Genomic DNA, 13953 nt, shown 5'->3' with positions numbered 1-13953 from the left:
CATTTCTAAAGAGAAAAAAAGAATTTATGAATATATTTACTAAATCTTTATTAGTTGCTATATCTTCATTATTTGTATCACAAATAAGTAGTGCACAAGAAGGGATTTCTGTGTATCAAGATTATTTAACAGATAACTATTATTTAATTCACCCTTCAATGGCAGGTATTGCCAACTGTGCAAAAGTTCGTTTAACCGCACGTCAGCAATGGTTTGGTGAGAAAGATGCACCAGCCTTGCAAACCGCAAGTTTTAATACGGCAATTTCCGAAAGATCAGGTGTTGGTATTATCGCATTTAATGATAGAAATGGATATCACAAACAAGTTGGGGCTAAATTAACCTATGCTCATCACATTACTTTTTCACGAAGTGATTATGATTTGAATAAATTGTCTTTTGGGGTAAGTGCAGGAATGGTGAATTCGCAATTAGATCAAACCGAGTGGGGGCATGACTTTGATCCGTCTGTAAACGGTAGTGAATTAAAATACAATTATTTTAATGTTGACGCAGGGTTGTCTTACCATTTTTTAGATTTCTATGCACATGCAACAGTTAAGAATTTAATTACTTCGGATCGTGAGATTTATTCGGATATAGAAAGTGATAATTTAAGAAAATATATTGTGTCAGCTGGATATGTGTTTTCTAAAAACAGAGGATATAGATCGTACAGAGACCAAGGGTTTTCTTGGGAGCCATCTGTGTTGTTTCAATATACCGAAGAAACACAGGAAAAAATGTTAGATTTGAACCTGAAAATGTATAAGGAATTTTCTAACGGACAGTTTTTTGCCGGTATTTCTTACAGAACAATGTTTGATCAGGTAGAATATATGAAAGATAGTGGAGATGAAGTAAAAAAACAAGGCTATCATTCAGTTTCGCCAATTTTAGGGGTTAAGTTTAAAAATATTTTGGTTGGCTATACGTATTCTCACCAGTTTGGAGACGTACGTTTTGCTAATGGAGGATTTCATCAGCTAACACTTGGGTTTAATTTCTTATGTAGAGAAAGTAATTATAAGTGCGATTGCCCGTCAGTTAACTTTTAATGATATAGTGAAAAAATCTCGGTATTTATCGGGATTTTTTTGTATTTGAATAAGAATATTAAAATTAAGATAAACCTGTTGTGCATTTGGACAAAAATTCGTCAGTTCGAGTAAAAATCTGAAAGATTTTGTATCGGGAACTAAATAAAAAGACTTCTCGATACAAAATTTCTTCCACTTGGTTACAGAAATCTCATTCGAAGTGACGTTAGTTGATATTTTTCGTTTCTTAAATGCACAACGAGTTAAGTGATATATTATATCTTTTTATGATAGTCTGCAATTATATAAATTATCCATTTTAAATTGTTGATTTTGTTTATTCCAACGAAAGAGGAATCTCAATAATTTAAGATTTCTCTACTTCGACCGAAATAACAAAGAATCCCTTATTAGATTGACTAATTACCTGCCAGGTAAAATAAAAACCGATTGAATTTCAATCGGTTTTTGTTATTAAAAAAGTCTTTATAATTTTAAGGTTTCTCTGAATTATTTCTTTCCAATCACTTGATTTAACATCACTTTAAAGTTAGAATTGTCTGGAAAAGGAAAATTGCTGTTGATTATTTTTCCTTCGGGATCAATAACAATAAAGCGTGGAATCGAATTTAACCTGTAAAAATCATTTAAAGCTTTTTGATTTTTTGCAAATAACTGCACTACGTTTTTATCGTTTAATTTTACCTTTTTGCGCCAAGCACTTTCTTTTTGATCAACGCTTAATGAAATAAATACCACGTCACTACCTTTGTTATATTCAATAGCGTGTTTTTCAAAATAATCTGCCTGATAAATACACGGACCACACCAACTTGCCCAAAAATCTAAAACAACAAATTTACCTTTGTAATCTTCTAATGTTTTTGGTTGATTATCAGTAGTGATCGCTTCAAAAGACAGAGCCTTGCTACCAGTTGTTAAACGCTTTTTATCTTGGATAAATTTAGAGTAATAATTATGAGTTCGCTGGTCTTTTATGAGCGGAAGAAACAATTCTTCGTAACGATTTATTTCGTTTAAATCGTTTACGTTTGGCAGTTTGTCTTCTAAAATAATTTTCGCCAATTGACTTTGCAATGTTGTATTTTTCAAATTACCCAAACCGTTTCTGTATTTCGTTAAAATATCTCCATCCGAAGTATCCTTACTTAACAATTCGTAAATTTTAAAACGGTAATATTCTGCATTTTCTGCTTTTGCTATAAAATCTTCGTTTGGCTTAAAATCAATATTTAAAACATCCTGAATACTTTTGTTTTTATATTCGTTTTTAGGATTAGATCTGGCTAAAGCATCTTTATATTGCATCCAGATTAAATTGTATTTGTAATATAATTCGTTTTTAATAATTTCGGTATAATCATCTCTAATAACAAAATTATCGCTGGTGTTAAATTTGTTAACCGTTTTTAAATCTTTCTTGTAACTGTTTTTTAAAAGAATAATGATAAGTTCGGCATTGTTTTCACTACCATCATTGGCTAATTTTTTAATGTAACCAACATCACCTCCGAGTTCTACATTTAACGAGTTTTCTGCTAAACGAGTTCCTAATATTTTAAACGATTGATTTTTTGTTTTGTCTGGAAACTGAATTTCTACTACATCATTTTTAGAAAACAAAACAGATGCTTGCATCTCTCCTTTATCACTCCACCAAGCCAAACGGTATTTTTTCAAAGGTAAATCATCTTTAATAACCTTATGGAAACGGTGGTCTTTTACCTCAATGGTTTGTAGCGTATCGTTCATCGTTCCATCTAAAAGATAAATTGTACTAATCATAGAATTTTCAGGAACACTACCTTTTATTACCGTTTCGTAGCTTTGTATCATTTGGGTAGGATGGTTTACATATAAAAACAAACCAAACAAAAGTAATGCAGGTACAGCATAATTTATAAGAATAGTGTTTTTGTTGCTAAGCCATTTTTTGTTTTTAAAAACGTACCAAAACGTAATTATAAATAGAATAATTACAGTTGCTATGATACTTAAATATTCATTATACGTTAGCCAATAGCCTAAATCGCTCGATGCTTTTAAGCTGAGGTCTAAAACAATGGTAGGAAACCATTTTGGCAGTAAACCAAAAGTGCTTAAAATAGGAGCAACAAGTAAAGAACCAACACCAATTATTATGGAAACAAATAAATTAGAAAAACGAACCGATACTGCATAAATTAAAGCTAACAGAAAACCGGTACCTAAAGATAAACTAACGGTCTTTTTTAGTAAAAAAAACCATTGAATATCTAAAATATACATTTCTGTTTTGGGCGAAATTAAATACGTAAATGTAGCCGATGCTACAATGCCTAACATAAATATTAAAATGCTGTAAATACAAATTTGGTATGCTTTTAAAAATTTGGCATTTAATAAAACAGCACGTTTAACAGGTTGTGTTTCTATTAATTGCCACGTATTGTTTTTGTGTTCTAACTGCGTAATTCGAGCTGCAGTTACAATAATAATTAGCGGATAAAATAAATTTATAAAAGGTGTTGTTTGCAAATCATACGTATCAAAAAATATGTAAACAGGTTCGGTAGCTTCTGCTTTCTCGGTAAAATAACTGTAAATACTTACGCCCGTACTAATTAAGAATGTAATTATAGCTAATATAAATGCGGTAGTTTGAATGCCCGAGTGTTTTAGTTTTATATTTTCGGCTGCGAAAGCTTTAAAAAATTTCATCATAGTGTTTTTATTTGTTTTGTTAAATCAATAAACCATTCTTCTAATCCGCCTTGTGGCTGAATTTTGTAAACCGATATATTGTGTTGTGCTAAAAAGTTTACGAAAGACGGAATTTCTTCTTTGCTTGAAAATTTAAGCTGAATTTCGTTTTCGCTGATTTGAATACAATCGGGATATTGTTGTTGGATAATATTTAAATGTTGGTCTAAATTTGCAACTTCAACCACAATTGAAGCCTGACTGTTTTTGGCTTTTAACTCGTTCATCGTTCCCTGAAACTGAAGTATGCCATTGTGCAAAATACCAACATGTGTACACAATTTCTCCACTTCGGCTAAAATATGGCTCGATATAAAAATAGTGATGCCTTTTTCACGATTCAGTTTTTGAAGCAGTAAACGTATTTCTATGATTCCTTGTGGATCCAGTCCGTTTACCGGTTCATCTAAAATCAACAGTTTAGGATCGTTAATCAAAGCCATTGCAATGCTTAATCGTTGTTTCATTCCCAGCGAATATTTTTTAGATTTAATATTTTTGGCATGATCCAATCCTACCAAATCTAACACTTCGTTAAATTTTGAATCGTTGGTATCTTGCAATTTTGCAACAAATTTTAAATGTTCCAAACCGGTTAAATGTGCATACAAAGTAGGCGTTTCAATGATACAGCCAATTTGCGAAAAAGCGAAAGGAAGTTGTTCTTGCAGCGGTTTTCCGAATAAAGATATTTCTCCCGGATTTTGCTCGCCTAATAATCCTGTTATCAGTCGAATGGTGGTTGATTTTCCTGCACCGTTTGGTCCTAAAAATCCGTAAATACTTTTTTCGGGAACCTGTATCGATACTTTATCTAATAGTTTGTGGTATTTGTTGAACTGAAAGCTCAGCTCGTGTGTTTCTATGATCATTTTTAAGAATTTGGTTAAATACGAAAATAAGCTTTTTTAACATAATACAAAAACCGATTGAAGAACATTCAATCGGTTTTTGTATATTAAAAGAATCCGCCGGAGTTTTGAACTTCGTTTTTGTCACGGGTTTTACGTTGCAAGGCACGGTTCTTTCCGCTGCCAAACATATATTGGAAACCAACAAATAATGATTGGCTTTCCCAGGTAAATACACCTGTTTGCGGGTAAGGGGCATCGCCTTCAAAACTTGCTTTCATGGTATTAAACACATCGTTGAAACGCAAGCTTACATTGGCATTATTTTCCCAGAAGCTGTAACGCAATCCGGCATCCATCTTATACATGGCTTTCATGGTTCCGTTAATGTCTTTGGCATCGCCACGATAAAATCCGAATAAGGAGGCACGGAATGCATTGGTAATTTTGAAATTATTATTCATTCGGGCATTAAAAACACCGTTGTCAATTTCTCGTTGTTGTAGTTCGCCTTCGTTCGTGTCAGGGTTTAAAACCGTAACAATCCCTCGTTGATTTCTGAAATAATATTCCACACTTGGCTGAATATCCCACCATTTTGTAATTTTATAGTTAGAAGATAATTCGGCACCGTAAGCGGTAGATTCGTCAAAGTTTCCGTAACTCATGACCATTTTCTTTTCGGCAATGGCTTCGGGAGATGAAGTATCTAAATAAAATGTACGTTCAATAGGGGCGTTAATCATTCGGTAATAAGCTCCGAAAGTAGCACTTCCCTTTACGCCAAAAACCTTGGTGTAATTAAATTCTAACGAATTGGTAAACTGCGGTTTCAATTGCGGATTACCAATCTGCACTACGCGTGGTGTACTGTAATCGCGAATAGGTCTGGTTTGCCAAACATTTGGTCGGTCAACTCTTCTACTGGCACTAATTTGGAAAAAATCGGTTTGGGTAGGTGTATAGCTTAAAAAGGCAGATGGATAAACGGTTAAATAATCGTCTTTAAAATCGGCCGGTTCTGTACCAATGATGTAATTAGCTTCTACGTTATACTTTTCTAAGCGGGCACCAATTTGATAACCCCATTTGTCATACTTTGAACCAAAAGTAGCATAAGCCGATGCTATATCAACATTGTATTCAAAACTGGCAGGCTTGCCTAACGTATTTGTGGTTGTGTATGTATTGTCAATACCGGTGTTGCGGTATTCAGCACCTACTTCTAATTTTGTTTTTTCGTTAAATGGATGTACGTAATCTAAATTCGCCTGAACAGCATCAACCGTATTGTCGCTATAATCCGTGTACGGATTGGTACCTTGGTTTAAAATATCAAAATTTCCACCCTGATCGTTGTTGGTCTTGCTGTAATTTACTTCAAAATCTAACGTTTGGCCGGCTGTAGCGAACAATTTCTTATAAGCGGCATTGTAAATTTGCGACTGATTAGATCCTTCATACTGGTCGGTTTGCAGAAACAAGGGATTGTTGGGGTAAAAAATAGTGTTGCCCACCGTACCAATTCCGTCAGCGTATGTTTGATTGGTGTAAAATGAAAACGTGTTTTTATCGTTAGCATACACATCGAATCCTACCTTAAAGGTGTGCGTTTTATTGTCGTTTACTATATCAAAACGTTGCTCGCTCATATCATCTAACTGTGTCATCATCCCGTCGTTAAATGTTTTTTGATCAGAATAATTGTAGTTCCCGAAAAAGTTCACTTTCCCTTTGCGGTAATTCAAATCGATACCCTGATTAAACTTAGGAACTTTTGCAAACGTGATGTTTCCGTTGTAGCTTCCGTTAAAACCATCCTGCATGTTTTTCTTCAACACAAAATTAATCATCCCCGACATTCCTTCCGGATTGTATTTTGCCGATGGATTGGTGATAAGTTCAATTTTGTCGATTGCATTAGACGGAATTTGTTTCAGCAAGGTTTTAGGATCTAATTGCGTGGGTTTTCCATCGATTAAAACACGTACATTTTGATTGCCCCGCATGGAAATATTTCCATCTTGATCTACGTTAACCGACGGAATGTTGTTCATGATATCCGAAGCTGATGCACCGGCGGTAGATAAATCTTTTCCCACACGAATCACTTTTCGGTCAACCAATTGTTCCATAGTGCTGCGTTCTGCATCAATAACTAATGTTTCCAAAACTTCTTCATCGGTTTCTAAAGCAATTGTTCCCAAATCAACCGTTTTTTGGGCAGATAAATTCACTGTGTGCTTATAGGTTTTAAACCCAATGTATTCTACCGAAACTTCTACTTGCGTATTTGGCAGATTGGTAATGGTGAACGATCCGTCTTCATCGGATAAATCGCCCGAAATAATTTGTCCGTTTGCCGAAATAGCAACCGAAGCAAAACCAACAGGCTCATTAGTAATTTTCTCGGTAATTTTTCCTTTTATTATTCCGTCACCGTTTGTGGGTTGTTGTGCCCAGACACTTGCAGAAACAGCCATAATAAATGACAGGGTTAAGTACTTCTTTTTCATTTTTGTTTTTATTTTGTATGATTTTAAGCGGTAATCAAAATTGATTTTCCACTCAATTTATTGTTTGATGAATTAGTCTATGTTTAGATTAAAATGTTACACCATAAAGAAAAAACATTCGGTTATTTTTAATAAATGGTAAAACAACTAAAAGTTTTATCTTTGCATCTTAATAATTTAAAAAATCATACAATGTCTTTACAAGAAATTTTAACGCCGTATATACAGCAGGCAGTTCAGCAATTATTCGATTTAACAATTGATAAAGTGGAATTTCAGGCTACGCGACGAGATTTTGAAGGAGATGTTACTATGGTTGTTTTTCCACTGGTTAAACAGTTGAAAGGAAATCCTGTTGAAATAGGAACAAAAATTGGAACCTTTCTGACAGAGAATGTTGATTTGGTTTCAAAATTCAATGTGGTTCAGGGCTTTTTAAACATCGTGATTGATGATAAATATTACACACAATTTTTCAATGGTATTTTAAACGATGCAACCTTTGGATTTTCTACTCAAAAAGAAAACGAAAAGGCGGTAATGGTAGAATACGCATCACCAAATACCAATAAACCTCTACATTTGGGACACGTTCGTAATGTGCTGTTGGGTTATTCGGTGGCTCAAATTTTAAAAGCAGCCGGTAAAAAAGTATATAAAACGCAGGTTATTAACGATCGCGGAATTCATATCTGCAAATCGATGTTGGCTTGGGAAAAATTCGGAAACAATGCAACACCAGAATCTACCGGGTTAAAAGGCGATAAGCTGGTTGGTAATTATTATGTGGAATTTGACAAAGCTTACAAAGCCGAAATCAATCAATTAATTGAAAAAGGTTTGACCGAAGACGAAGCCAAAAAACAAGCGCCATTAATTTTAGAAGCTCAGGAAATGCTTCGTAAATGGGAAGCAGGCGATGAGCAGGTTGTGTCACTTTGGCAAAAAATGAACCAGTGGGTTTATGCTGGTTTCGAGGCAACTTATAAAAACATTGGCGTAGATTTCGATTGTAATTATTATGAGAGCAATACCTATTTGTTGGGGAAAGATGTGGTTGAAGAAGGTTTGGCAAAAGGAATTTTCTATAAAAAAGAAGATAATTCGGTTTGGATTGATTTAACTCCGGATGGATTAGACGAAAAATTGGTGTTGCGTTCAGACGGAACTTCGGTTTACATGACGCAGGATATTGGAACGGCAATTCAGCGTGTAAAAGATTTTCCTGATGTGGGCGGAATGGTTTATACCGTTGGTAACGAGCAAGATTACCACTTTAAAGTTTTGTTCCTAATTCTTAAAAAATTGGGTTACGATTGGGCTGAACATTTGTATCATTTATCGTACGGAATGGTTGATTTACCTTCGGGAAAAATGAAATCGCGCGAAGGAACCGTTGTAGATGCCGATGATTTAATGAACGATATGACGGTGACTGCCAAAGAAATTTCAGAAGAATTAGGTAAGTTAGATGGATTATCAACCGAAGAAAAAGACAATTTGTACCAAATGATTGGTTTAGGCGCTTTGAAGTATTACATTTTAAAGGTGGATCCTAAAAAACGTATTTTGTTCGATCCAAAAGAATCGGTAGATTTTGCAGGAAACACCGGTCCGTTTATTCAATATACCTACGCTCGTATTCAGTCTATTCTTCGCAAAGCCGATTTTGATTATAGTTCTGTCGTACTGAACGATAACGAAGTATCTCTTCACGAAAAAGAAAAAGAATTAATTAAAATAATAGCACAATTTCCGGAAGTAATTCAGCAAGCAGCCAAAACATACAGTCCGGCATTAATTGCCAATTACACCTACGATTTGGTTAAAGAATACAACTCGTTTTACCAGTCGGTTTCTATTTTAGGAGAAGCAAATCACGATAAAAAAGTATTCCGTGTGCAATTATCAGATAAAGTAGGGCAAACGGTTAAAAACGCCTTTGCTTTATTGGGAATTGATGTTCCGAATAGAATGTAAAAAATACGAAAACGCCTCTTTTGAAAGGGGCGTTTTTTTTTGTTTTTTTTGAATTTACTCTTTTTAGTATATTTCGAAATAATATTCTTTTTTATTAATTACTTCAATATTATTTTTCCTAATGGAGATCTTTTAAAGATAAATTATTGTTGTTTTTTTTATAATCACAAAAAACTACCGCTTATACAGTTTTAATTCTGTTTTATATTGATCTTTTGGTTCTTCTAAAATAAATAATTCAAGTTCATTTTTATCGTTGAAACCACCAATTTTTTGTCTGTAAAGAACAGATATTTTAGGATTTTCAATCTCGATTTTTCGGTTTTTGCTTATTGTCAAAAACTCTTCTTCTTGGTCAATTCCTAAAAATCGTCTGTTTGCCAAATTTGCCGCAATTCCTGTTGTTGAACTTCCTGTAAATGGATCTAAAATCCAAGCATTTGGCTTTGTTGAAGCCAAAATAAGTCTTGTCAAAACCGATAATGGTTTTTGTGTTGGATGTTTACCACAAGATTTTTCCCAAGGTGCAATCGCTGGTAACTTCCAAACGTCTTTCATTTGTTTATCGCCATTCAATTGTTTCATCAGTTCATAATTGAAGTAATGCGGAACTTTTTCGTTTTTTCTTGCCCAAATTATTTGTTCAGTTGAATATGTAAAGTAACGACAAGAAAAATTTGGTGGCGGATTTGTCTTTTCCCAAGTAATAATGTTGAGAATTTTAAAACCTAATTCGGTCAGAATTTGACCAACCGAAAAAATGTTGTGCATTGTTCCACTAATCCAAATCGTTGCATCATCTTTCATTTTATCCCGAACCAACGAAAGCCATTTTCTGTTGAAATCGTTGATAAATTCAAATCCTTCGGATTTGTCCCATTTTCCCTTGTTTACACTTACAATTTGCCCATTTTTTATTGACAAACCATTATTAGAAAGAAAATAGGGTGGATCTGCAAAAACCATATCAAACTTATGTTCAAATTGAGATAAAAGTTCCATTGTATCTCCGTGAAGAAGATAGAAATTTTTGTCTTTGGATTTGAAAAATGGTTTAAGCATTTGTTGGTAATGTATAATTTATAACTTCAGCTATTTTTTCAAAGAGAGGAATAAAGTGATTAAAATCTTCTCTTTCCAAGTTATTTATATTTTTAATTATTGTGGATTTTATTGAATCAATTTTTAATTCATCAAATCTTTTAAAGTTTTCTCCTCTATGTTGAGTTAGTTCTATCCCTAATTTATTTTCTAGGGTATCATCAGAAAATAAATATTCTATAAATGTTTTCTTCTCGAAATAGACGGCAGAGTCAATTCTTGATTGAGGAATTGGAAGAATTACAATATTATTATTACCTTTTTTACAGTGAGTATCATCAACAACTTCAAAACTATGATCGGAAATAATTTTTTTCTTTTGTTGTTGCCCTGCATAATCATTGTCTAATATTCCGATGATTACATTTTTAGAGGTGTTATTTTTTACCTTATTACCAACCACACCTTCACCTCCACCTCCTTCAATTTTAATAGTGTCATTATAAAGTTCCGTTCCATATAATTTTTCAAAGGCTTTTTTTAAAATAGAAACATCAGAAGTTCCTTCACAAAAAATTATTGGTTTATCATTTTCTTTTAGTAATTCTTCTAACTTTTCCTTTTCTTTTTTAGCATCACTTAATTCCTTCATTACATTGTAATGATTTTCATCAATTTTTTTTAAGTGAGATTCCAAATATTCCTCTAATTGTATTGGAATAATTTTTTTCTTGTCCTTCTCAAGAAATAATACATTGTCAAATTGAGATATAAGAGTTGAATTATGAGTAATTATAAAAATTTGTTTATTATTTTCTTGTGAAACTTTTTCTAAGTGTTTATATAATCTGTGTTGATGGTTAAAATGCAGATGAGAATCTGGCTCGTCCAACATCAAGACATTTAATTTGAATTGTTCATAATCACCATAAGCTAACACTGATAGTATATTTAATACATTTATAGTACCACTTCCTAATTGGTTTATTTCAACTTCTGTTTTTAAAACCTCATTTTTAGAAAAAATCTTGATATAACTATCTTCGTCTTCTAATCGTTTAGAGAATGAGATGTCACCAATGTTTAGGATATTCTTAATTGTGTCTTCTATTTCTAATAATTTATCTTCCTTAACCTCTTTTTTTATTTTTTTTCGTTCTGGAGAAATAGCATAAAGTAAATTTCTAATTATCTCATTTGCTTTAGATTCACGTAGCTTATTTAAAATATATCCTTTAGAGTATTGTGGCTCTTTATTTGGCAGTAAGAATATTGGGTTTATATAAGTAAATAAAAATATTTCTTTGAAATCAGAGCCTAAAGGTATGCCTAGTAAGTCTGATATTTTTTTTGAAATATCAGGTCTTTGATTTGGTTCTTTGCAAAGTTGAAAATTAAGGACTTGACCTTTAGTTGTTTTTAAGAAAATTATCGGTAGAATAATTTCATTAGTACCATCTGATATAGTAAGGGTGATTTCAAAATCTTTCTTAGATTTATTTTTAAATAAATTCTGAAAATCTAATATTCTTAAAAAAGATATATCATCAATAGTAAAACTAAAAAATTGAGAAGCATAAAATGAACTTGATTGATTATTTGTTCTATCTTTTAGAAATTTTTGAAATGCCAACTGCCAAAGTCTAAGGGCATCAAGAATAGTTGATTTTCCACTATTATTCTCACCGATAATTAAATTAAAGTTTGGATCAAAATTAATTTCAATTTCGTTATAACATTTAAAATTCTTTACACTTAATTTAGATATGTACATATTTTAAAATTCTAAAATTTCTTCCTTTTGAATTTTCTTGATAAAATCTTCAAGCGTTATCAAATTGTACAAACTCGGAATTATGTTATATGCTTCTTCCAATTTGTTCTTAGCAGAAAACCAACCTTGTCCGTCAGTTATCCAAACAAATTCGTAATTAGGATATTGATTTATTTTTGGTGCAACATCGGAATAAGCTCTTGCAGTTTCATTCAATTTTGAACCGCCACTATTATAATAATTGGTTTCAATCAGGTAGGTTTTCTTTTTGGTTTTGATGACAAAATCAAATCGTTTTACATCAGCTCCTAAGCTGATAATTTCAGGAAAAATAGTATTGTTCACTTCCTTTTTATAGAAAACATCAGCCTTGTCAAAAATCAAAGAAACAGCTTTTGACATATTATCTCCACCTCTGTTTTTTCTGGCGTTTGTATCTAAACCGACTTCGATTCCGAAAACGTAATCTACCAAATTTGTAACGTCTTTATTTCTAAAAACCTCTGCTAATCCTGTTTCTTCTATGTATTCCAAAATCAATTCAGGCGATGTGAAATAAGAATCAAGTAAAACAATTTTGCCTTTGTTGTTGAAAGTTTTGGCTTTTTTGTTTTTACGAATGGCAATCAGAATGTCCAAAACTTCAAAAACTTTCGGATTTTCGTCATAAAGTTCGTTTACAGCTTCTTTTAAATTTTCTTTTCCAATCAGATAATTTAACTGATTGAGTTTAATTGAAATCTTATTTACGTTGCTTTTTATTTTTTTAAAATCAGTAAAATAATCAAGCGTTGCGTTGGTTTCCGAAAGTTGAGATAAGAATATTTTAAATTGCTCTGACATATTCTTGATTAGCTGTTTGGTTTGTAATTAGTAATTCCGTTAACTTTCCTCTTTTGTCAGGATTTGCATTTATATTCCTTTTTGCTTCGACTCGTTGAATATTAAAGTCAGAATATAGCTCATCAAAGAAATTATCATTTTCGTCTTTTCCCTTTACATCCGAATTGCTTAAAATCCAAGTAAGATTTAAAACGTCTAATTTTGAACAAAAATCTCTCAAACGAACTTGTTCGTTGTCGTTAAATTCATCTTTCGCATACGAATTAAAACTTGAAGTTTCGCTCAACGGTTTGTAAGGTGGATCAAAATAAAATAGTGAATTTTTGTCTGCGTAATTTAATGTTTGCTCAAAATCTCCGTTCAGAATTTCAACTTTTTGCAGAGCCTCACTTACAGCTAAAATATTCTCTTTGTCGCATATTGTTGGTTTTTTATAACCGCCCATAGGGACATTGTATTCATTTTTTCTATTCACTCGATACAAACCATTAAAGCAAGTACGATTGAGAAAAATAAACAAAGCGGCTTGACCACTTTGCTCTTCTTTTCTAGAGTTATAAAGTTCTCTTTTTTTGTAGTAATAGACCTTTTTATTGTCTTCGTTCCCTTCTAAACTGTGAAATTCGTCTTGCAAAATTTGAAGAATTGAAATCAATTCTTTTGGATTCGAAGCGATAGTTTTGTAAGTATTTATTAAATCTTCGTTGATGTCGTTAATTACTGCTTTTTCAAGTTTTGGGAAATTGTTTAGCATCCAAAATAAAACCGCACCGCTTCCAACAAATGGCTCGATATATGTAAATTTCTGTTTCGTCAGTTGTGTTGGCAAAATTCGTTCAATGTCTTTTATTAGCTGGGTTTTACCACCTGCCCACTTTAAAAACGGTTTTGCTGTTTTTATATCTGTCATTGTAATTTAATTCAGTTATGCACTTATACGCCTCAAATTTACAATTTAATTTTTTTTAAGAATATAGTTTAGACTTTAATTTTAAGGCATTTGGCTGATAGTAGTCCTAAATAACATATTTTACTAATCTTTAGGTTTTAAAAGACAGGATATTTCAATAAAACTAAAATTGATTATCTCGTTTTCGTTCTCATTTGTTTTTGTACTTCATAGATAAAAAATAGTAACTGAAACA

Annotated in this window: 9 protein-coding genes; 2 read left to right on the top strand and 7 right to left on the bottom strand. The window is 32.4% G+C overall.

Going from position 1 to position 13953, the window contains the following annotated elements; all coding sequences use genetic code 11:
* Positions 1-26: 26 nt before the first annotated feature.
* A complete protein-coding gene (locus BLW20_RS00515; RefSeq protein ID WP_091095228.1) occupies positions 27-1058 on the top strand; it encodes a PorP/SprF family type IX secretion system membrane protein in 1032 nt (343 codons plus the stop codon).
* A gap of 492 nt (positions 1059-1550) precedes the next feature.
* On the opposite strand, the gene BLW20_RS00510 is transcribed toward BLW20_RS00515, so the two are convergent.
* The 3 genes from BLW20_RS00510 to BLW20_RS00500 form a co-directional block, all read right to left on the bottom strand.
* A complete protein-coding gene (locus BLW20_RS00510) occupies positions 1551-3764 on the bottom strand; it encodes a redoxin family protein (protein ID WP_091095226.1) in 2214 nt (737 codons plus the stop codon).
* Entirely contained in the window at positions 3761-4675 is a 915-nt protein-coding gene (locus BLW20_RS00505; RefSeq protein WP_091095223.1) for an ABC transporter ATP-binding protein, read from the bottom strand. Before BLW20_RS00505 ends, BLW20_RS00510 begins: the two co-directional genes overlap by 4 nt.
* Positions 4676-4761: 86 nt before the next feature.
* Positions 4762-7170: a TonB-dependent receptor gene (locus BLW20_RS00500; protein WP_091095220.1), complete on the bottom strand. Its 2409-nt coding sequence runs from the start codon at positions 7168-7170 to the stop codon at positions 4762-4764.
* 192 nt (positions 7171-7362) lie between these two features.
* On the opposite strand from BLW20_RS00500, the gene argS reads away from it, so the two are divergent.
* Positions 7363-9150, top strand: coding sequence for an arginine--tRNA ligase (argS, locus tag BLW20_RS00495; RefSeq protein ID WP_091095218.1), 1788 nt, complete (start codon positions 7363-7365; stop codon positions 9148-9150).
* A 174-nt stretch (positions 9151-9324) separates the two neighbouring features.
* On the opposite strand, the gene BLW20_RS00490 is transcribed toward argS, so the two are convergent.
* From BLW20_RS00490 to BLW20_RS00475, 4 genes are read right to left on the bottom strand one after another with little or no spacing between them, the layout of a single operon-like run.
* Entirely contained in the window at positions 9325-10212 is an 888-nt protein-coding gene (locus BLW20_RS00490; RefSeq protein WP_091095216.1) for a DNA-methyltransferase, read from the bottom strand.
* Positions 10205-11965 (bottom strand): ATP-dependent nuclease, encoded by a 1761-nt coding sequence (locus tag BLW20_RS00485; RefSeq protein WP_091095214.1) that lies wholly within the window; start codon positions 11963-11965, stop codon positions 10205-10207. Before BLW20_RS00485 ends, BLW20_RS00490 begins: the two co-directional genes overlap by 8 nt.
* Before the next feature lie 3 nt (positions 11966-11968).
* Entirely contained in the window at positions 11969-12808 is an 840-nt protein-coding gene (locus BLW20_RS00480; protein WP_091095212.1) for a type II restriction endonuclease, read from the bottom strand.
* Positions 12792-13718 (bottom strand): DNA adenine methylase, encoded by a 927-nt coding sequence (locus tag BLW20_RS00475; protein ID WP_091095211.1) that lies wholly within the window; start codon positions 13716-13718, stop codon positions 12792-12794. Before BLW20_RS00475 ends, BLW20_RS00480 begins: the two co-directional genes overlap by 17 nt.
* Between the last annotated feature and the right edge of the window lie 235 nt (positions 13719-13953).

Source organism: Paenimyroides marinum (assembly GCF_900108395.1).
Lineage (GTDB): Bacteria > Bacteroidota > Bacteroidia > Flavobacteriales > Flavobacteriaceae > Flavobacterium > Flavobacterium marinum.
The sequence above is the reverse complement of the archived record's forward strand: the minus strand, read 5'-3'. Positions and strand labels throughout refer to the sequence as shown.